Annotated in this window: 17 protein-coding genes and 1 pseudogene; 11 read left to right on the top strand and 7 right to left on the bottom strand. The window is 71.3% G+C overall.

From position 1 onward, the window contains the following. Positions 1–1,463 precede the first annotated feature (1,463 nt). Positions 1,464–2,204, bottom strand: a pseudogene (locus Air01nite_RS28995) (ABC transporter ATP-binding protein); the annotation flags it as partial. A gap of 147 nt (positions 2,205–2,351) precedes the next feature. Between Air01nite_RS28995 and Air01nite_RS28990 the strand changes: the two are divergent. Then, positions 2,352–3,056 carry a response regulator gene (locus tag Air01nite_RS28990; RefSeq protein ID WP_203706511.1) on the top strand — a complete coding sequence of 235 codons (705 nt, stop codon included), beginning with the start codon at positions 2,352–2,354 and terminating at the stop codon, positions 3,054–3,056. A gap of 497 nt (positions 3,057–3,553) precedes the next feature. On the opposite strand, the gene Air01nite_RS28985 is transcribed toward Air01nite_RS28990, so the two are convergent. The 4 genes from Air01nite_RS28985 to Air01nite_RS28970 are packed head-to-tail and all read right to left on the bottom strand — an operon-like array spanning position 3,554 to position 6,662. Continuing rightward, entirely contained in the window at positions 3,554–4,783 is a 1,230-nt protein-coding gene (locus Air01nite_RS28985) for a hypothetical protein (protein WP_203706506.1), read from the bottom strand. A gap of 19 nt (positions 4,784–4,802) precedes the next feature. Beyond that, a complete protein-coding gene (locus tag Air01nite_RS28980; RefSeq protein WP_203706505.1) occupies positions 4,803–5,126 on the bottom strand; it encodes a PadR family transcriptional regulator in 324 nt (107 codons plus the stop codon). Positions 5,127–5,151: 25 nt separating this feature from the next. Then, positions 5,152–5,733 (bottom strand): helix-turn-helix domain-containing protein, encoded by a 582-nt coding sequence (locus tag Air01nite_RS28975; protein WP_203706504.1) that lies wholly within the window; start codon positions 5,731–5,733, stop codon positions 5,152–5,154. After that, positions 5,730–6,662, bottom strand: coding sequence for a RecB family exonuclease (locus Air01nite_RS28970; protein WP_203706503.1), 933 nt, complete (start codon positions 6,660–6,662; stop codon positions 5,730–5,732). The genes Air01nite_RS28975 and Air01nite_RS28970 overlap by 4 nt, the downstream gene beginning before the upstream one ends. Positions 6,663–6,729: 67 nt before the next feature. Between Air01nite_RS28970 and Air01nite_RS28965 the strand changes: the two genes are divergently transcribed. Genes Air01nite_RS28965 through Air01nite_RS28955 form a run of 3 tightly spaced genes read left to right on the top strand, consistent with a single transcriptional unit; the run spans position 6,730 to position 9,460 of the window. After that, positions 6,730–7,884, top strand: a complete 1,155-nt coding sequence (locus tag Air01nite_RS28965; RefSeq protein ID WP_203706502.1) for a M50 family metallopeptidase — start codon at positions 6,730–6,732, stop codon at positions 7,882–7,884. Beyond that, positions 7,881–8,888 (top strand): tRNA (adenine-N1)-methyltransferase, encoded by a 1,008-nt coding sequence (locus Air01nite_RS28960; protein ID WP_203706501.1) that lies wholly within the window; start codon positions 7,881–7,883, stop codon positions 8,886–8,888. The genes Air01nite_RS28965 and Air01nite_RS28960 overlap by 4 nt, the downstream gene beginning before the upstream one ends. Then, positions 8,885–9,460 carry a hypothetical protein gene (locus Air01nite_RS28955; protein WP_203706500.1) on the top strand — a complete coding sequence of 192 codons (576 nt, stop codon included), beginning with the start codon at positions 8,885–8,887 and terminating at the stop codon, positions 9,458–9,460. The genes Air01nite_RS28960 and Air01nite_RS28955 overlap by 4 nt, the downstream gene beginning before the upstream one ends. Before the next feature lie 25 nt (positions 9,461–9,485). Here the strand turns inward: Air01nite_RS28955 and Air01nite_RS28950 are convergent, their stop codons facing one another. Further along, the gene (locus Air01nite_RS28950) at positions 9,486–9,785 is read right to left on the bottom strand and encodes a ferredoxin (RefSeq protein WP_203706499.1); all 300 of its coding nucleotides are present in this window, start codon (positions 9,783–9,785) and stop codon (positions 9,486–9,488) included. A 189-nt stretch (positions 9,786–9,974) separates the two neighbouring features. On the opposite strand from Air01nite_RS28950, the gene arc reads away from it, so the two are divergent. From arc to prcA, 5 genes are all read left to right on the top strand, one after another. Further along, on the top strand, positions 9,975–11,756 hold the full coding sequence (arc, locus tag Air01nite_RS28945) for a proteasome ATPase (RefSeq protein ID WP_203706498.1): 1,782 nt from the start codon (positions 9,975–9,977) through the stop codon (positions 11,754–11,756). 154 nt (positions 11,757–11,910) lie between these two features. Continuing rightward, positions 11,911–13,428 (top strand): depupylase/deamidase Dop, encoded by a 1,518-nt coding sequence (gene dop / locus Air01nite_RS28940; protein ID WP_344387928.1) that lies wholly within the window; start codon positions 11,911–11,913, stop codon positions 13,426–13,428. Between the two features lie 153 nt (positions 13,429–13,581). Beyond that, a complete protein-coding gene (locus Air01nite_RS28935; protein WP_203706497.1) occupies positions 13,582–13,797 on the top strand; it encodes a ubiquitin-like protein Pup in 216 nt (71 codons plus the stop codon). A gap of 157 nt (positions 13,798–13,954) precedes the next feature. Next, positions 13,955–14,797, top strand: coding sequence for a proteasome subunit beta (prcB, locus tag Air01nite_RS28930; RefSeq protein ID WP_203706496.1), 843 nt, complete (start codon positions 13,955–13,957; stop codon positions 14,795–14,797). 43 nt (positions 14,798–14,840) lie between these two features. Next, complete coding sequence (prcA, locus tag Air01nite_RS28925) at positions 14,841–15,686, top strand: proteasome subunit alpha (RefSeq protein WP_203706495.1); 846 nt, start codon at positions 14,841–14,843, stop codon at positions 15,684–15,686. Positions 15,687–16,470: 784 nt separating this feature from the next. Here the strand turns inward: prcA and Air01nite_RS28920 are convergent. Continuing rightward, a complete protein-coding gene (locus Air01nite_RS28920) occupies positions 16,471–16,659 on the bottom strand; it encodes a bleomycin resistance protein (protein WP_203706494.1) in 189 nt (62 codons plus the stop codon). A 150-nt stretch (positions 16,660–16,809) separates the two neighbouring features. On the opposite strand from Air01nite_RS28920, the gene Air01nite_RS28915 reads away from it, so the two are divergent. Further along, complete coding sequence (locus Air01nite_RS28915) at positions 16,810–17,403, top strand: redoxin domain-containing protein (RefSeq protein WP_203706493.1); 594 nt, start codon at positions 16,810–16,812, stop codon at positions 17,401–17,403. Positions 17,404–17,422: 19 nt separating this feature from the next. Next, positions 17,423–18,049 (top strand): hypothetical protein, encoded by a 627-nt coding sequence (locus tag Air01nite_RS28910; RefSeq protein WP_203706492.1) that lies wholly within the window; start codon positions 17,423–17,425, stop codon positions 18,047–18,049. Position 18,050 lies beyond the last annotated feature (1 nt).

The raw sequence follows: 18,050 nt of genomic DNA, 5'->3' as shown, positions 1-18,050 counted from the left end.
CCGGCGGGCTTCCGCCGCGCCGCCCGCCGCTCACCCTCACCGGACCGCACCGCACCGGTGCTGGCCGACTCAACGTCGGCGCCTTCGGGCTCAGACGTGGCGGAAGGACCGGCCCCCACCGCACCGTCCGCGGCCGCTGCAGCGTCGCTTTGTCTCGCGACCCCGACCGCACCGGCGCCGTCCGCACCATCGCGCGCCGCGTCCGCCGTCGTGGTCGCCTCGTCGGTTGCGGCCTTCGTCCCGTCAGCCTGCGACAGGTCTGGCGGCGTGGTCGCCTCAGTCGTGCCGGCGGTCTTCCGCTCAGTCCGCGTCGCGCTTGGTGGCGTGGTCGTCTCTGCCGTGCCGGCGGTCTTCCCATCGGTCTGCGACTGGTCTGGTGGCGTGGCCGTCTTGGTGGTGCTGGCGCTGGTGCCGTCGATCCGTGCCGTGTCCTGCGGCGTGGTCGGCTCGGTGGTGGTGGTGGTGGTGGTGTTCGTGTCAGTCCGGGCCGCGTCCGGTCGCACGGTCGGCTCGGCCGTGCCGGCGCTGGTCTCGTCAATCTGCGCCGCGTGCACCGGCATGGTCGCCTTGTGGGTGCTGCCGCCGTTCGCGTCGATTTGCGCCGCGTCCGTGGTGGAGGCCGCCGGCCCCCGGTCCGTTTGGGCGATGTTCGCGCTTGATTCGGCCGCGGTCGGCCGGGGTCGCACCGTGCCGGCGGTCCTGCCAGCCTTGCGTGGATCGGCGGCACTCGCCGAGGAGGTCGCGGCCTTGGGACGCGATCTGCCCGTGCCCTTAACCGGTTTCGCGGAACGCGATGCGGTGGAAGCGGTTCCCTCGTCCGTGCCGGGCCGCGCCGCGTTCGCGGCCGTCACGTCGCGCTGTGTCGCAGACGTGGCCGCACCGGTCGAGGTTGGCTCGGTCGGGGTCGTGCGGTTCGTCTCGGTCGTGCCTGGCGGCGTGGTGGGGGTGTCGTCACCGGCGGCGGTGCGGCCCGACTTCCTCCTCTTCACCGCCGCGTCAAGGGCCTCCGCCTTCCGGCGTTTCTGATCCGGGGTCGCCTTGGCGGCCTTTCGCACCGGGCGCGCGGTGTCGACGGATGCCTTGCGCGGCCGCGAACGCTGCGTCACCGTGCCCCTGACCGCGGCCGGGCCGGCAGGGGAGACCGACGTCGGCTCGGCGGCCGTCAGCGTCGCTGTGGTCGTCTGGGTCGCGCTGGCGGTTGGGGCTCTTTCAACCTTCGCCGCCCGCGACGCGTCGGTGGTCGGCGCGCCGGCGCGGGCCGTCGGGTCGTCCGGCTCGCGCGGTCCCGCCGACCCGCCGCCGGTGCCGGTGTCGGTGCCGGTCCGATGTGGACCACCAGGTGCGTCGCCGACGTCGGCGGCGCCCGGGTGTGGGGTGCGGCCCGTCGGGTCCGTCGTACCGCGGCTTTCCGGTGCCGGGCCCGTGACCGGCACCGTCGTCGGGCCCGGCACAGATTCGTCCAGGGCGTCGATGGTGCGCATGCGGTCCAGGACCGCGTCGGCGGTCGGGTCGAGGATCTCGTCGACCACCGCGCCGTCGGCCAGGAACAGGACCCGGTCCGCGTACGAGGCCGCCACCGGGTCGTGGGTGACCATCACGATGGTCTGGCCGTGGGTCTGCACCGAGTCACGCAGGAACGTCAGCACGTCCGCGCCCGAGCGGGAGTCCAGGTTGCCCGTCGGCTCGTCGGCGAAGATGACGTCCGGTCGGCCGACCAGGGCGCGGGCGCAGGCCACCCGTTGCTGCTGTCCGCCCGAGAGCTCGGTCGGGCGGTGGCCCAGGCGGTCGCCGAGGCGGACGGTCTCGATGACCGTGCGGTACCACTCCGGGTCCGGCTTGCGGCCCGCGATCGACAGCGGCAGCAGGATGTTCTCCTCGGCCGTCAGCGTCGGGAGCAGGTTGAACTGCTGGAAGACGAACCCGATCTTGTCTCGCCGCAGGCGGGTCAGGCCCGCGTCGCCCAGGCCCGTGACCTGGGTGTCGCCGACGTAGACCTCGCCCCGGCTCACCGAGTCGAGTCCGGCCAGGCAGTGCATCAGCGTCGACTTGCCCGACCCGGACGGGCCCATGATCGCGGTGAACTTCCCCCGTTCCAGGTCGACGCTCACGTCGCGGAGGGCGACGACCTCGGTCTCGCCGGCCCCGTACACCTTCCACACGTGGACGGCCCGCGCGGCCGGCCCCGTCACGGCAGTCGTGGTCATGTTGTCCGATCATTCCCCAGCAGCCCCAAATAACTGGACATTTGATGGCGAAACGCCCGGCCTCATTCGGGCCGGCCCGGCCGGGGACACGCGCCGCAACACAGGTGCGGAAAGATGACGCGGGTACGCGACGATTGTGGGGTGGCGATGACGGCGGAGGCCGCGGCCGACGGGACCAACGCACCCGGGCGGCCGGTCCGGGTGCTGCTCGCCGACGACCAGCCCCTGCTGCGCACCGGATTCCGCTTGGTCCTCGGCGCCCAGGGCGACCTCGACGTGGTCGGCGAGGCCGGCGACGGCGTCGAGGCGGTCGACCTGGCCAGGCGCCTGCTCCCCGACGTGGTGCTGATGGACGTCCGCATGCCCCGGATGGACGGCGTGGCCGCCACCCGCGCGATCGTCGAAACCCGCCTGCCCGTCCGGGTCCTGGTCCTGACAACCTTCGACCTCGACGAGTACGTGGTGGGCGCGCTCCGCGCGGGCGCCAGCGGCTTCCTGGCGAAGGACGTCCCCGCCGACGACCTGGTGACCGCGATCCGCACCGTAGCCGCCGGCGAGGCGGTGGTCGCCCCCCGAATCCTGAAGCGCCTGCTGGACCGCTTCGCCGCGTCGCTGCCGGACCCCCGCGAGACGACACCGCCGGCCCTGGCGACCCTGACCGAACGGGAGCGCGAGGTCCTGGTCCAGGTAGCCCGCGGCCTGTCCAACGCGGAGATCGCCCGCAAGCTCTCGGTCAGCGAAACCACGATCAAAACCCACGTGGGCCACGTCCTCACGAAACTCGGCCTCCGCGACCGCGTCCAGGCGGTAGTCCTGGCGTACGAGTCGGGCCTGGTCCGCCCAGGCGCCTAACCGCCAACGCCCACCACCGGCGGCGGTGGCGGATGGCGACCATCGGTTTCATCCGCGAATTGAACGCCCGGGCGAGCCTCCGCGAGGCGCTCCCGGCGCTGGACGGCCTTCGCACATCGTCTGGGCCACGCTCGCGGTCGCTCCGCCGCGACCTGGACCCGAGCAGGAGCCGCGCGGCGCCGGCTCGCGACTGAACCAATGTCCCTGAGCGGGTCCCCGCTCCTCAGCAGGTCGATCGGCCAGCCCCAGCCCGAGTCGGCCCCGGCCGTGATCGTGTGAACCTCATCGGATCGGGACAACCGCGCCTACCTGATCGGGTGTGCGGGATCAGCTGATCCGGCGGCGTGTCGCACAGACCAACCACACCGGATCGTTCGGTGCGCACCATCACCGGGCTGACCAGCCACACATGATCAGCTCAGGACAACCCCGGAAGCGGAACGGCCCGAGGCGCGGACGGTCAACCGGCCGCCGCGCCAGCGGCCCGGTGCGTCGAGTCAGTGAATGACCCTGGCGGCGGTGACCTCGTCGCTGGTGCGGGTGTGTAGTCGGGCCAGAGCCGCGCCGAGGGCCGCGCCGCCGGCGGTGGCGGTGGTCCAGAACAGGGCCATTCCGATCAGGAACTCCGGGCGCAGTGTGTCGCGGACCGCGGTCTGCCAGTCCGGTGGGACCGCGTCGCCGGTGCTCAGGAAGCCCGCTCGTTCGTTGGTCCACAGAATCGCCTCCGGAATGCCGACCGCGACCACCGCGACCAGCGCCCCCAAACCGGCCACGATCCCGCCGCGCAGGCCCGCACCGAATGAGCGTGACCGCCAGGCCGCCAGCAGGGCCACCACGAACAGCACGACGGTCGGTGCCTCCGCCCAGAAGCCGAGCACGCCGCCCCCGCCATGGGCCAGCGACCAGCGGGACGCAGCCAACGTACCCAACGCCACCACAACCGCGACCCCCGCTCCGACCAACCACGCGCCCCGCGGTGGACCGGTCCGCAGCGCCGCCCAGGCGCCGCCCCGGGCGAACCGTCGGCGCTCGGCCGGCGGGTCGATCGCCGCCAGTTCCGCCCGCAGCGCGGCACCCCACGCCGCACGGTTCGCCGGCAGGTCCGAGGTGGCCAGGTCGAGCACGAGCTGCGGCAGGTCGCGGACCGGGCGACGACGGCCGCGAGTGGCGAGCGCCGCGCCGATCACCGGCCACGGCAGGGCCCAGGCCAGCGTGATCAGGAAGGCGTCGAACGGGACCAGCAGGCCGCCCTCGCCGAGGTTCAGCGGGGGCGGGAAGCTACTCGGGTTCGCCAGGTAATAAGCCCGCAGCGGCAGGTGCGCGGCCGCCGCACCGGCGCCGACGGCGACCAGCGTGAGCACCCCCGCGACGGCCCCCGCGCCGAAACCGCGGGCACGGGCCACGGCGGCGGCGGCCACGGCGGCCAGCGCGGCGGACAGCACGACCGCGAACTGTCCGATGACGAGGGCCAACAGCCCGGTGTCGAAGCCCCGTTCGGGCCGGTTGGGCATGGCGGCGAGGTAGGCCTGTTCCAGGCCGGCGGTCAACGCTCCCGCAAAGACGACCGTCGCGACCAGGCCGATCCACACCGGCCGGGCGACGCCGCCCCGCAACCCAGGCCAGAGACGGGCGAGGGCGCCGCCGCGCCGCAGCCGGGCGACGAGCACCCCGAGCGCGAGCGCCGGCGCGGGCGCGACCACCACGAAAACGAGGAGGAACTCGAACATCGATGGCCTCCGAAACAGGTCAGGTGGTCCGCGGCGCGAGCCGGGTCGCGCCGGGAGCGGGTGCGCGGTCGGCGGCCTGCGCCGCGAGTGAGCGGGCCAGTTCCGCGCCCGCGGTGCTGAGCCGGTAGAGGTGTCGCGCCGGGCGCCCGCGCGGCGGGTCGGTCTCCCAGGTGGTCTCCACCTGCCCGCGCTCGGTGAGCCGGATGAGGATCGGATAGACCGTGCCCGCCTTCAGATCCAGGGCGCGGCACAGGTCGTAGCCGTGGCTCCACTCCGGACCCGCCTCCGCGAGGGCGGCGAGCACGGCCGAGGTCTGCGGCGAAGGGCGTCGTACGCGTGCCATGCCACTAATATCTACCTAGATAGAGTTAGCGCGCAACCCCTTCGAGCCCAGCAATCGCGAGCAGGTCCGCCGGCGTCACCTCCAGGGCCGCCGCAAGCCGCGCCACGATGACCGGATCGGGCGCCCAGCCACGGCGCAACGCGCGAACCGTCGCCCGCGAGATGCCGGCCCGCAGAGCCACCTCCCGATCAGGCAGACCACGCGCGTCGATGAGCTTCCCGATCACCACCCCGAACGGATCCGGCTCCGGCTCACCCGCGCCCGCAGCCGCCGGACCGATCACCACGTCGCCGACCTTCGCCTGGAACCGCACCAGCCGGTCGCCCTCGAAGCGAACCCGCGCCGAGAACGGCAGCGGAGACGCGCCGCCGACCTGACCCGGCACCGACACCTCGACGACCCGGGTGGAACCAACCGCGGTGAAGCACGGCCAAGCGTGCCGCACCTCGACCACCCGCCAGGCCGGATTCCACCACGGCAGCTCACCCAACAGCCCGTCGAAGAACGGCGGCAACACCGAGATGTCCACGCGCTGCCGAGGCACCGGCACGTAATCGGGCCAGTAGCTCAACGCCGCCACCACCGCGGCGCTCAGCACCCGGGTCACTCGTCGGCCCCCGGCGTCACCACCTCCACGGGAAGCTCGGCCCGCGGCCGAGGAGCCGGGAACGGCGGCGGCGTCCCGCCGAACGCCGGGCACACCGCCTGGTGCGCGCACCACCCGCATAGTCGGCTCGGCTGCGGCCGGAACTCCTTGGCCTCGGTGGCCCGCTCGATGGCCTTCCAGAGCGCCACCAGCGTGCGCTCGAACCGGGCCAGCTCCTCGGCGTCGGGGGAGTAGTCGCAGACCTCCTGGTCCTTGAGATAGAGCAGCCGCAGCACCCGCGGCACCACGCCCCGCGTGCGCCACAGCACCAGCGCGTAGAACTTGAGCTGGAACAACGCCCGCGCCTCGAACGCCTCGCGCGGCGCGCCGCCGGTCTTGTAGTCGACCACCCGCAGCGCCCCGTCGGGCGACACGTCGAGCCGGTCGATGTAGCCCCGGATCAGCAGCTGCTCGTCGACCACCGCGCTGATCAGGCTCTCCCGCTCGGCGGGCTCCAACCGACTCGGGTCCTCCACGGAGAAGTAACCGGACAGCAACGAGCGCGCCGAGGAGAGGAAGTCGTCGGTGGTCCACGGGCGCCGAACGTCGACCGCCGGGTCGTCCACCACAAGCAATGGCGCCGAGTCGGAGGCGAAGAGCTCAGCCAGCGAAGGCGCCTCCGAGACCATCCGCTCCCACTCGGGGGCAACGAGGTCAGCGGCCGCCGACGACGTGCGGGCGGCGGCCGGCAGGTCGAACAACCGCTCCAGCACCGCGTGCACCAGCGTGCCCCGGGCCTGGTCGGGGGTCGGCGTCTCGGGTAGCCGGTCGATCGTGCGGAACCGGTAGAGCAGCGGGCAGGTCTTGAAGTCGGCCGCGCGGGAGGGGGACAGCGAGGGATAAACCGGCGCCTCGTCACCCGGCTCGAGGGACACAGCCTGCGTCGTCATGCCCCAGACGCTAAACGAGGGGTACGACGAAACCGCGCGGGTGGGTCGTGTCGATAGCATCGATACGATGGCAGACAACGCGAGCGGTAAAGATCAGCCCGAGCGACGACCCGGGTTGGTGGTCGGCCGTGTCTGGGGTGTCCCGCTCTACCTCAATCCCTCGGTCCTCCTGCTCGCCGCCCTGATCACGCTGCTCTACGGCAACTTCGTCCGGCAGCAGCTCGACCTGCACGCCGCCGCCGGCTACCTGGTCGGCTTCGGCTTCGTGGTCTGCCTGCTCGTCTCCGTGCTCCTGCACGAGCTCGGCCACGCGATAACCGCGCGCCGGTTCGGCATCGGGGTGAAGGGCATCACCCTGGAGCTGCTCGGCGGCTACACCGAGATGGACCGCGACGCGCCCAACCCCAAGGTCGACCTGCTGGTCTCGCTGGCCGGCCCGGCGGTCTCCCTGGTGCTCGGCGGAGCCGCCGTCGGTGTGACGCTGGCGCTGCCCGACGGCACCCTCTGGAACGAGTTGAGCTTCCAGGTGGCGTTCAGCAACGTGGTCGTCGCGATCTTCAACGTGCTGCCCGGCCTGCCGCTCGACGGCGGGCGGGCGCTGCGCGCGGTCGTCTGGTGGGTCTCCAAGGACCGCCACATCGGCACCGAGGTGGCCGGCTGGGTCGGCCGGGTCCTCGCGGTCGCGGTGGCGATCGCCGTCGCCGCCCTGGCGTACTTCGACATCCTGTCGCTGTTCGGTCTGGTGTTCATGCTGCTGATCGCGCTGACCCTGTGGCAGGGCGCGGGCCAGAGCATCCGGTTCGCCCGCATCAGCAGGCGTTTCCCGCTGATCGACCTGGCCCGGCTCGCCAGGCCGGTATTCATGGTGCACAGCGGCACCCCGCTGGCCGAGGCGCAGCGGCTGGCCCTGGCCGCCGGCCGCCAGGACGCGGCGCTGGCCACGGTCGACTCGGCGGGCCGCCTGGTCGGCCTGGTCGAGAAGGCGGCGGTCGAGGCGGTCCCGCTGGAGCGCCGGCCCTGGGTCTCGGTCGACACGGTCGCCCGGGGCATCGACGGCGTGCCCACGATCCCGGTCGGCACCAGCGGCGATCAGGTGATCAGCACGGTGCAGCGCAACCCGGGTTCGCAATACCTCGTGACCTCGGGCCAAGATGTGGTCGGTGTGCTGCGCCTCTCAGACCTGGCGCAGCTGCTGGAGCCCAACGGAAAGACGAGGACGTGAACCCGACCACCACCACGCAGTCCGAGCCCGACACGACCCCGGCCAACCGGGGCCCGTTCCGCGTCGGCGACCGGGTCCAGCTCACCGACCCCAAGGGTCGCATGCACACCGTCGTCCTCGAGCCAGGCCGCGAGTTCCACACGCACCGCGGCGCGCTCGCCCACGACGCGATCATCGGCCTGCCCGACGGCTCGGTGGTCCGCTCCACCGGCGGCACGGAATATTTGGCCCTTAGGCCCCTTTTGTCCGACTACGTGCTGTCCATGCCCCGCGGCGCCCAGGTCATCTACCCCAAGGACGCCGCCCAGATCGTCGCGATGGGCGACATCTTCCCCGGCGCTCGCGTCCTGGAGGCCGGTGCCGGCTCCGGCGCCCTGGCCTGCTCGCTGCTCCGCGCGGTCGGCCCGTCCGGCGACCTGGTCAGCTACGAGCTGCGCGAGGACTTCGCCGCCATCGCCCGCAAGAACGTCGAGGCCTTCTTCGGCGGCCCGCACCCGGCCTGGACCCTGCGCACCGGCGACGTACTCGAAACAACAGAAAAAGGCTTCGACCGGATCATCCTCGACCTGCTCGCCCCGTGGGACGCGGTCGACCTGATCTCCGACGCGCTGGTGCCGGGCGGCGTCTTCATCGGCTACGTCGCCACCACCACGCAGCTCTCCGACCTGGTCGAGGCGCTGCGCGAGAAGGGCGGCTTCACCGAGCCCCGCGCCTGGGAGTCGCTGGTCCGCGACTGGCACGCCGAGGGCCTGGCCGTGCGCCCCGACCACCGCATGATCGCCCACACCGCCTTCCTGGTCTCCGCCCGCAAGCTCGCACCGGGCGTGATCGCCCCGCCGCGGCGGCGGAAACCTTCAAAGGGCGCAGAAGCCTATGCGATACGCAAGGCGGCGAACCGGGCGCCGGTGGACCCGCCGGTCAACGGGGCTGGGCCGACGCTGGACCAGGCCGCGCCGGACCCGGCCGGCGGTCACCCGGCGACAGGGGAGGGCGAGGCGAGATGAGCCGGCCCTCGTTCGGTGGCGGCAACGATCTGCCCGCCGTGTTCCCGGACTGGTCGCCCTACCCCGACCTGGACTCCGCCGCCCGGGCCTACCTGCGCGACCCCGACGTCGCGCTGGAGGCCCTCGGCGGCGTGCTCAACGGCGCCACGGTCGTCTGCTTCACGCTGGAGCGCTTCGTCAACGAGGTCAACGGCGTCTGGCAGGAGGTCGTGGTCTGCGACGGCAGCCGCCTCGTGCTCTGGCACGGCGAGGACGTGCCGCCCACCGACGGCCCGGCCGGCTCGATGACGTCCTCGTTGCGGGTGGTGCCGTTGTCAACGGTCACCGAGGTCGGCTGCCGGCGGCGGCTGTCGCGGTCGCCGAGCGGCCAGGCGCGCACCGACTCGATCGACGTCTACCTGCTGCTCAGCTCGATGGACGAGGCCGGCGGCGGCGAGGAGGGCACCCACCTGCCCCGGCACGACGCGCTGCGGTTCGGCAAGACGCTCGACGACGGGGGAGCGGGACAGATCGCCCGCCTGGAGGACTTCGCCCGGTTGGTCGCCTCGCTGGTCGGCCGTCCCACCCTCTGAGACGGTCCACCCATTCCGGGACGGATTATTCGACGGGCGCGTTGGGGCCGGCGACCTCTTCGTCGGAGTCGCCGCGCATCACGTGAATGCACTCGCCGGGGCAGTCCTTGGCCGAGTCCAGGACGTCCAACCGCAGGTGAGCGGGCACGTCAACCCGGACACCAGGTGACACCTGGAGCGATCCTGCCGCGTCCTTGACGTACGCCAGCCCGTCGATGTCGAACTCGAAGACGTCCGGCGCGTACTGGACGCAGAGCCCGTCACCCGTACACAGGTCCTGGTCGACCCAGACACGCAACTGATCAGTCTCGGTCTGAGTCGTCACTTCGCCTCCTGCGAGCTACGTTCGTACGTCCCGACCGTACCCGACGATGTTTTTGGCGCCGGTCGACAGTGACGAACGCCAACCGGACGAGATCAAGAGTCGGTGACGAGGGTGTTGCCTGGGTCTAAAACGTCGTCGGAGCGGTTAGTGTTATGACAGAACGTTTTTAGCCCCCCGGGGAGGTGGGACGTGGCACGCAGCGACGACGCGGATGCGCGCGCCGCACGGTGGGAGAAGGAGACCCACGATCTCTCCACCCAGGTCGCGTTCCTTCAAGAGGAACTCGCTCTGGTGCGGCGCAGGCTCACAGAGAGCCCCCGACACGTCCGTCAGCTCGAGGAGCGGCTCGCGGCAACGCAGGCGCAGCTGGCCCGAGTGTCCGAAAACAACGAGCGGCTCGTCACGACCCTCAAAGAGGCTCGGGCCCAGATCGTCACCCTCAAGGAAGAGATCGACCGCCTGGCGCAGCCGCCGAGCGGTTACGGCGTCTTCCTGACCCGCCACGACGACGGCACGGTGGACGTGTTCACCGGCGGTCGCAAGCTGCGCGTGGCCGTGTCTCCCTCGATCAACACCGAGGAGCTCAAGCGCGGCCAGGAGGTCCTGCTCAACGACGCGCTCAACGTGGTCGACGCGTTCGGCTACGAGCGGGTCGGCGAGGTCGTGATGCTCAAGGAGGTGCTCGACAACCCGTCCGGTGGGGCAGGTGACCGTGCCCTCGTCATCTCGCACGCCGACGAGGAGCGCATCGTCCACCTGGCCGAGTCGCTGATCGGAAGCGCCCTGCGCAGTGGCGACTCGCTCATGATCGAGCCCCGTTCGTCGTACGCCTACGAGCGGATCCCGAAGAGCGAGGTCGAGGAGCTCGTCCTCGAGGAGGTCCCCGACGTCGGCTACGAGGACATCGGTGGTCTGCACACCCAGATCGAGGCGATCCGGGACGCGGTGGAGCTGCCGTTCCTGCACGCCGACCTGTTCCGCGAGCACCAGCTGCGGCCGCCGAAGGGCATCCTGCTCTACGGTCCGCCCGGCTGCGGCAAGACCCTGATCGCCAAGGCGGTCGCCAACTCGCTGGCGAAGAAGATCGCCGAGCGGCGCGGTGAGGAGAAGCACACCAGCTACTTCCTCAACATCAAGGGTCCCGAGCTGCTCAACAAATACGTCGGCGAGACCGAGCGGCACATCCGCCTGGTGTTCCAGCGGGCCCGTGAGAAGGCCAGCGAGGGCACGCCGGTCATCGTGTTCTTCGACGAGATGGACTCCGTGTTCCGCACCCGCGGCTCCGGTGTCTCCTCCGATGTGGAGAACACGATCGTCCCGCAGCTGCTGTCGGAGATCGACGGCGTCGAGGGGCTCGAGAACGTCATCGTGATCGGCGCGTCCAACCGCGAGGACATGATCGACCCCGCGATCCTGCGGCCGGGCCGGCTCGACGTGAAGATCAAGATCGAGCGTCCGGACGCCGAGGCGGCGAAGGACATCTTCAGCAAGTACATCCTGGCCGGCCTGCCGTTGCACCAGGACGACCTGGCCGAGCACGGCAGCGACACCCAGGCCACGGTCGAAGCGATGATCGAGGCCGTCGTGCTCCGGATGTACTCCGAGTCCGAAGAGAACAGGTTCCTCGAGGTCACCTACGCCAACGGTGACAAGGAGGTCCTCTACTTCAAGGACTTCAACTCCGGCGCGATGATCCAGAACATCGTCGACCGGGGCAAGAAGATGGCGATCAAGGAGTTCCTCGCCTCGGGCCGCAAGGGCATGCGCCTGCAGCACCTGCTCGACGCCTGCGTCGACGAGTTCCGGGAGAACGAGGACCTGCCCAACACCACCAACCCCGACGACTGGGCCCGCATCTCCGGCAAGAAGGGCGAGCGGATCGTCTACATCCGCACGCTCGTCTCCGGCGGCAAGGGCACGGAGGCCGGCCGCTCCATCGAGACGGCCAGCAACACCGGTCAGTACCTGTAAGAACAGGCTCAACGGCGGGGCGGCACCTTCGGGCGCCGCCCCGTTGGCCTGTTCCGGGCCGACCGCACCGGAGATTCGCAGGCGGCCCGGGGGCGGTGGAGGGTCCGGTCGGACTACGCTTTGACGTCATGGGGCAGCGGAACGAGGTGGCGACGTGACGGTACGGCGAATCATGGGCACCGAAGTCGAATACGGGATCTCGGTGCCGGGCCAGGCCGGAGCCAACCCGATGGTGACATCGTCGCAGGTCGTCAATGCCTACGGCGCCCGACCCGAGTTGACCCGGGGCGGTCGCGCGCGCTGGGACTACGAGGAGGAGTCTCCCCTGCGGGACGCGCGGGGCTTCACCTACTCGGGTGCCGCTTACGACCCGGCCGAGGCGCTCGCCGACGAGGATCTGGGGCTCGCCAACGTCATCCTTACGAATGGCGCACGGTTGTACGTCGACCACGCCCACCCCGAATACTCGACGCCCGAGGTGACCAACCCGATGGACGTCGTCCGTTGGGACAAGGCCGGCGAGCGGGTGATGGCGGAGGCGTCCCGGCGGGCGGCCACGATTCCCGGCACGCACCCCATCCACCTCTACAAGCACAACACCGACAACAAGGGTGCCAGCTACGGCGCGCACGAGAACTACCTGATGCGCCGGCAGACCCCGTTCGCCGACATCGTCGCCTACCTGACCCCGTTCTTCGTGACCCGCCAGGTGTTCACCGGCGCCGGCCGCGTCGGCATCGGGCAGGACGGTTCGCAGCCCGGCTACCAGCTCACCCAGCGCGCCGACTTCTTCGAGGTCGAGGTCGGGCTGGAGACCACGCTGAAGCGGCCGATCATCAACACGCGTGACGAGCCGCACTCCGACGCCGACAAATACCGCCGGCTGCACGTCATCATCGGCGACGCCAACCTGTCGGAGATCTCGACCTTCCTCAAGGTGGGCACGACGTCGCTCGTACTCACGATGATCGAGGAAAAGGTCCTCACGCCCGATCTCGGCATCGCGGACCCGGTGGCCGAGCTCAAGGCGGTCAGCCACGACACCACGCTCACGCACCGCATGCGGCTGCGCGACGGGCGGCGGCTGACCGCGCTCGACCTGCAGTGGGCCTACTTCGAGCGGGCCAAGGCGTTCGTCGACGACCGGTTCGGCGCTGACGCCGACACCGACACCGTCGAGGTGCTCGACCGCTGGGAGGGCATCCTCGACAAGCTCAGCCGCGACCCGATGTCGGCGCAGGACGAGCTCGACTGGGTGGCCAAGCTGCGGCTGCTGGAGGGCTACCGCGACCGGGAGAACCTCGGCTGGGCGTCACCCAAGCTGCAGCTGATCGACCTGCAGTACAGCGACGTGCGGCCGGAGAAGGGCCTCTACCACCGGCTGGTCGCGCGCGGGTCGATGAAGACGCTGTTGACCGACGAGCAGACCCGCACGGCCATGGTGGAGCCGCCGGAGGACACGCGGGCCTACTTCCGTGGCCGTTGCCTCGCGCAGTATCCGTCCGAGGTGGTCGCCGCGTCCTGGGATTCGGTGATCTTCGACGTCGGGCGCGAGTCGCTGGTCCGGGTGCCCATGATGGAGCCCGAGCGCGGCACCAAGAAGCACGTGGGTGCCCTGTTCGACCGCTGCCCGAGCGCCAAGGACCTCCTCGAGGCCATCACCGGCGGCTGATGCCGCGCGTCGCCGTGCGTACCCCGTCAGGGTCTGGCATTGTCCCTGAACCGTCCGCCGTGCGCGAAACATCGCGTTCGGCGGGACGGATTGTCGTATCGGCGAGGTAGGTTTTTCGCAGGCACATTTGAGGCCTGTTGAGGGAGGGCACGCATGGCAACTCGGGACAGCGGCGGCCAGTCGCAGTCGGGCAAGGCCCGCCGCGACGAAGAGGTTGAGGACGTCACCACCGAGGCCAACCCCGAGGTGGCCGAACGGCAGCAAGAGATCACCGAAGACGTTGACGACCTGCTCGACGAGATCGACTCGGTTCTCGAAGAGAACGCGGAGGAGTTCGTGAGGGGGTACGTCCAAAAGGGCGGCCAGTAGGCTCCAGTCCGGTTTGGTGCGGCGCGGCGGGTTTGTCCTGCGGCGCCGCAACCATTGCCGTCCGGGGTCTCTGGGCGCGGATCGTCGCGTCCGTGCCGGACGGGGGATAGTCTGCTCCAGCGCCGGATCATCGGCGCCTACATCTGAAAGGGACCACGTGGCAGCGGGATTCGATCCTTCCGGGCGCCTTCCCGGCGCGTTCACGAGCGCGGGCACCTCGTCGTTCACGCAGTTCCTGAGCCAGGTGGCTCCCGAGCTCCTGCCCGGCCGCCGGCCCCTGCCGCCCGGCGTCAGCGGCGACGTCGCACCCCACGCGACCACGATCGTCGCGATCACCGCCGCCGGCGGCGTGGTCATGGCCGGCGACCGACGGGCGACGATGGGCAACCTCATCGCCAGCCGCGACATCGAGAAGGTCCACCCGGCCGACGAATACTCGCTGGTCGGCATCGCCGGCACCGCCGGCGTCGGCATCGAGCTGATGCGGCTGTTCCAGGTCGAGCTGGAGCACTACGAGAAGATCGAGGGCGCGATGCTCTCGCTCGACGGCAAGGCCAACCGGCTGGCCGCGATGATCCGCGGCAACCTTGGCGCGGCCCTGCAGGGTCTCGCGGTCGTGCCGCTGTTCGCCGGCTACGACCTGTCGGCGAGCGACCCGGCCCGCGCCGGCCGCATCTTCAGCTACGACGTGACGGGCGGCCCCTACGAGGAGCGCGCGGGTTACGACGCGATCGGCTCCGGCTCGCTCTTCGCGAACGCGGCCCTCAAGAAGCGGTTCCGGGCCGGCCTCTCGATCGAGGACGCCAGCCGGCTCGCCGTCGAGGCCCTCTACGACGCGGCCGACGACGACACCGCCACCGGCGGCCCCGATATGGCCCGGCGGATCTTCCCGGTCGTGATGACCGCGACGGCCGAGGGCACCCACCGGCTGACCGACGAGGAGACCGCGGCGATCGCCAACGCCGTGGTGTCGGGCCGCCTGGAGAACCCGGGCGGCTGAGTTCCTTGTCCAACGTTCACGACCACCGCTAGGAGCCGCCGCCGTGGCGATGCAGTTCTACACCAACATCGACCAGATCATGCGGGACCGCTCGGAGCTGGCCCGCAAGGGCATCTCCCGCGGCCGGAGCGCGGTGACGTTGACCTACGCCGGCGGCATCCTCTTCGTCGCCGAAAACCTGTCGAGCTCGCTGCACAAGATCAGCGAGATCTACGACCGCATCGGCTTCGCCGCGGTGGGCCGCTACAACGAGTTCGAAAACCTGCGGCGTGCGGGGGTGCGCAAGGCAGATCTTGACGGCCTCTCGTACGACCGCCGCGACGTCACGGGCCTGGCCCTGGCCAACGCGTATGCCCAGACCCTTGGTGCGATCTTCAGCGATCAGCAGAAGCCGTTCGAGGTCGAGATCTGCGTGGCTGAGGTCGGCCCGACGCCGGCCGAGGACCAGATCTACCGCCTGGCCTACGACGGCTCGGTCAACGACGAGCCGGGCTACATGGCGATGGGCGGCTCGGCCGAGGCGATCGCCAACGTCCTCAAGGGCGCGCACAAGAGCGACATGTCGCTTACCGACGCGGTCAAACTGGCGGTCAAGGCCCTGAGCAGCGTGGGCGGTGACGGTGGAGCGTCCCGCACGATCGCCGCGAACCAGCTCGAGGTGGCCATCCTCGACCGCGCCCGCCGCGGCCGCACGTTCCGGCGCCTGATCGGCCCGGTCCTGACGAACATCCTGGACGGCAACGGCGGCGCCGCGGCAGCGGCGGCACCGAAGAACGGCAAGGAGCCGACGGACGACAAGGCGGCGGAGGGCACCGAGGGCGCGGCCAAGCCGCCGGCCCCGGGCCCGGACAAGCCGACGTCGTCGGCCGGCTCCGCCGACCTGGAGTAACGCTCCCGAACGCCCTGGATCCCTGCTCCGCATACTGCGGAGCGGGGATCGGCCGTATCTGGCGACGGCAGCTCGCCGCTAGGGCGTGTGCGGCGCTGTTCAGGCGTGGCGCTGGCGTCGTCGTCGCACCGCGGGCCGGGACTGGCGTTGTCCTGAGGTCGAGGCGCAACCAGCTTCATCCTAGGATGCCTTAGGGGGTGTGCGCGGCGACCCTCCGATCCGTTGGCCCGGTGGGCGAACCGGGTTGGTCGTTGGGAGCTGCCCTCGGGGCGATGACGCCTCTTGAAGGACCGCGCGGCCGACGCGACCCCGGACGGCCTAGCGCCGCGCTGGGCGGCGGCACAGAGCGGCGGCACGGCGCGGCAGCACAGAGCGGCGGCACGGCGCGGGGCCGCGACACGGCGCGGCGGAGCGGAGCGGCGGCACGGCGCGGCGGAGCGGAGCGGCGGCACGGCGCGGCGGGGCGGAGCGGAGCGGCGGCACGGCGCGGGGGGCGGAGCGGGGCGGGGCGGCGCGGGGGGCGGAGCGGGGCGGGGCGGCGGAGCGGGGCGGGGCGGCGCGGCGGGGCGGAGCGGCGGCACGGAGCGGCGGGGCGGAGCGGGGCGGGGTGGCGCGGCGGGGGCGGCGCTGTGCGGCGCGGCGGGGCGGCACGCCAGGGCAGAGCGCGGCAGGCAGAGCGCGGCAGGGCAGAGCCAGGCGGGATGGCCGCGTCAGCGGCGGCGCGCCGCGCGCTGCGTCGGTTGACTTCGGTGGTTGCCCCGTGGGGGTGCCGCGCGGGCCGTTGTCAGCCGAGGACGTCGGCCATGTGGCGGCCTGCGGCCTCGGCCGAGTCTGCGGGGGAGCTGCCGTTCTGGCGGGCGACGATGTAGGCGGCGTAGTAGTCGGACCACTGGTGTTTCGGCGCCGTCGCCTCGAAAGCGGCGTGGTGTTCCTCGGCTTCGCGGAGTAGGGCGGTCAGAGTAGGGACCTCCATCCGGTCACCGTCCTGGTAGGCGCGTCGTGATGACGAGCCAATTGTCGCCTTCCGCGTCGGGGATTGCGGGCCCAAAAGGTCACCAGGTGAGCCCGGCGGGCATCGCTGTTTGGCACTGGGGCGCGCCCTGGTCGTGCTTACCGTTGGGGTATGCGCAGTGACATTGTTCCGGGCGGGACCTTTCCGGATTACGCCCTGCCTGACCACACCAGCACCGTCCGTCGGCTAAGCGAGCTCCAAGGCGACGATCCGATGATTCTCACGCTGGCCCGTGGTCACTACTGCCCCAAGGAACACCAGCAGCATCTCGAGTTGGCGGCGGCGCAGCCGAAGATCGCGGTCGCGTACACGCAGATCGTCACCATCGCCACCGACGATCACCATACGTTGCAGGAGTTTCGGGCCTCGGTGGGTGCGCAGTGGACGTTTCTCTCCGACGTGGAGCGGACGGTGCAGCAGGACCTCGACATCGAGGAGTACACCGACCCGGAGAACAACCCGATGATCCCGCACACGCTGGTACTCAAGCCGGGGCTGGTCGTGCACAGCGTCTACAACGGCTACTGGTTCTGGGGGCGACCGTCCATCGCCGACCTCTGGCGCGATCTGCGAGCCGCGACCGCCGAGGTCCGGCCCGACTGGGACCTGAGCGCGCCCGGGCTCCGCGAGGCCTGGGACGCGGGCGACTGGTCCAAGTTCCACGGCTACGACCGCAAGGCCGCGAGCGGCGCGCCGGCCTCCTGACAAAGGGGATACTCGCGGGGTGATCGCCGATCGGTGGCTCAGCGCCGACCACGACTTCCAGCCCGGGGCGGAGCTCTTCCGCAGCGACCGCGCCTTCCACGTGGAGGCCTACACGGTCTCGCACGGCCAACTCCTGCTCACCTCGCCGCCCGCCGCGGCCGGCGGAACCACCGTCAACCTGCTCTTCAAGCGGGTCGCGGCGATGCGGCTCGAGGAGCGCTACGACGGCCTGGTCGTCAGCGCCGCCGCCACCGAGGGACGCGGGCGAGTGCTGACGCTTCCCGGCGACGGCTACGTCGTCTGCGGGGCCTTCGGCTGGCGGGAGGGCGTGCTGGACCGCCTCCAGCGGAGCCTGTTCAACCCGGTCTCCGAAGCCGACCGGGTCTGGCCGACCCAGCCCGTCTGGGGCCTGGACGGCGGGCTGGGCCAGGCGTCCCGGGCCGAGGTCGAGAGCGCGGTCACCGACGGGCTCGACGAGGACGCGCGCCGGGACCGGCAGCACCCCGCACACGTGGTCGTCATCGAGGCCGACGACGGCCGCCGCCGCGTCGTCGGCGTGTTCCTGACGGAGGCCGACGCGCGGGAAGCGGTGCGCCTGCTGCGGCCCCGACAGGCCAGCGCCGAGGTCGTGCCGCTGGTGCTCTGAG

Origin of the sequence: Asanoa iriomotensis, assembly GCF_016862515.1 — a bacterium.
In the GTDB taxonomy this organism is placed as follows: domain Bacteria; phylum Actinomycetota; class Actinomycetes; order Mycobacteriales; family Micromonosporaceae; genus Asanoa; species Asanoa iriomotensis.
The sequence above is the reverse complement of the archived record's forward strand: the minus strand, read 5'-3'. Positions and strand labels throughout refer to the sequence as shown.